The following is a 1,809-nucleotide window of genomic DNA, read 5'->3' as shown; positions in this document are numbered from 1 at the left end:
TTCCATACGAGTGAGCTCGTTGCGATGCGATGCGCTTGCTCCGTTGTTTCAGCGCAAATGACCGATACAGTGACAATCGCATAGGGCTGATCACCGGTCCGTCTTGGCTGAAATGCCTGTTTGTACTGATCAATAATAGCTGAACCGTCTTGTTCACTCATAAACTGTCCAAACGTATAGGCCATTCCGTTTCTAGCGGCGAGCTCGGCACTTTTTTTACTTGTGCCAAGCAGCCAAGGTTCCGGAGAGACAGGAGGCAGCGGCGAAGCTGAAAGCTTTGCGTATTCATGTTCAGCCGGAAATTTATCGTCTAAAAACTGCAGAAGCTCTTTAACAAGTTCAGGCATTTTAAATACTTGCTGCAAGAAGTTATCCGACAGCGCATTTGTTGCTTCAGCCGATCCACCCGGCGCGCGCCCAATCCCTAAATCAACGCGCCCTGGAAACAGCGTTGCGAGCATGTTATACGTTTCCGCTACTTTATACGGCTTGTAGTGAGGCAGCAGCACCGCTCCCGATCCAATTCGAATTCTATTAGTCTGTGCGCCGATATAGCCAAGCATCACTTCAGGAGCCGAACAGGCAAGTCCAGACAAATCATGATGCTCTGCAATCCAGTAGCGCTCATAGCCAAGCTTGTCACCCGCTTTGGCCAGCTGCATTGATGCTTCTAACGCTTCCGCTGGGGTCYGATGGGATGAAACGGGCGATTGGTCGAGTATACTTACTTTCATCACGCATCTGCTCCTTATTCGTTCACTTCAATTAAACTTAATGAAAAATCCCCTACCTGGCCTTTTTCATATAAATTTGTAAAAGACGTAGAGTACTGATGAATCGTTCCTTGGAAATCCAGATCTTCTTCTGGGACATTTACATGAAAAGTACCTTTATATAAAAGTGTAGTAATATCATGATATTCCTCACTTGTTACTTTAAAATCAACTGAAACTTTTGTTTTGCCTTTTACAATTTCTTGTTCATAGCTGTAAATTTGAATAGGCGTATCATTTAATACAATTTCTTGTACCACGTTAAATCGTCTCCTTTTTTAGTCCGTATGAAAAATAATAGCACTTGAAGAAGTCATGAGCAAATAAAAGAGCTTGTTTTTGTTCATGCAAAAAAAGCATGGCTTTTTGCCATGCTTTTAGTCCAAAAACGATCTTATGCGCGCTTTGTACGCGTGCGTTTGAATACGAAATAAAGAACAATAATCACAAATGCCGCAACCACAAACGGAAGCGTATACTTGCTTGCTACGTCTTCAATGTTCGCCCAGTTCTCCCCTAGCTTTCCGCCTAAGTAAATAAATAAAATTGACCAAGGAATCATCGCTAACACGGTTAAAGACGTAAACTTCCAAAACGGCATTTTAGCAATACCCGCAGGAATCGAAATTGCATGTCGAACAACCGGGACAAAACGAGCGGAGAAAACAACGCCCGCGCCGTATTTATTAAACCAGTTTTCCGCAAGATCAATATGCTTATCATGAATGAATAAGTACTTGCCGTATTTTTGAAGAAACGGACGTCCTCCGTAGGCTCCAATCCAATATAAAAACCACTGTGCAATCGTTCCGCCAATAATTCCGGCAATGACTGCTCCAGGAAAACTAATCATGCCTTGAGAAATCATATACCCTCCGTAAGCTAGTACAATTTCACTTGGAATGATTTCAATCATTAAGCCGAGCGCAATACCTAAATAGCCAAGGCTCGTTAAAAAATCCAAAATACTCGCAACAAATGAACTCACCTTTAATCACCTTACTCATTCTTTAATAATTTTACACTACTACTATAT

The 1,809-nt window shown here is 42.3% G+C and carries 3 protein-coding genes; all 3 read right to left on the bottom strand.

The features are described from left to right. Nucleotides 1-734: MsnO8 family LLM class oxidoreductase (locus AC1DRF_RS25895; protein ID WP_477742062.1), on the bottom strand; the 734-nt coding region annotated here is incomplete at its 3' end. Between the two features lie 14 nt (nt 735-748). Continuing rightward, nucleotides 749-1,033 carry a DUF3219 family protein gene (locus AC1DRF_RS25890; protein ID WP_014459792.1) on the bottom strand — a complete coding sequence of 95 codons (285 nt, stop codon included), beginning with the start codon at nt 1,031-1,033 and terminating at the stop codon, nt 749-751. 134 nt (nt 1,034-1,167) lie between these two features. Beyond that, nucleotides 1,168-1,761 carry an undecaprenyl phosphate transporter UptA gene (gene uptA / locus AC1DRF_RS25885; protein WP_477742061.1) on the bottom strand — a complete coding sequence of 198 codons (594 nt, stop codon included), beginning with the start codon at nt 1,759-1,761 and terminating at the stop codon, nt 1,168-1,170. Nucleotides 1,762-1,809: the final 48 nt, after the last annotated feature.

The organism is Priestia sp. P5_B4 (assembly GCF_056400385.1).
Note: the sequence above shows the minus strand (reverse complement) of the source record. Positions and strands in the feature narration are given on the sequence as shown.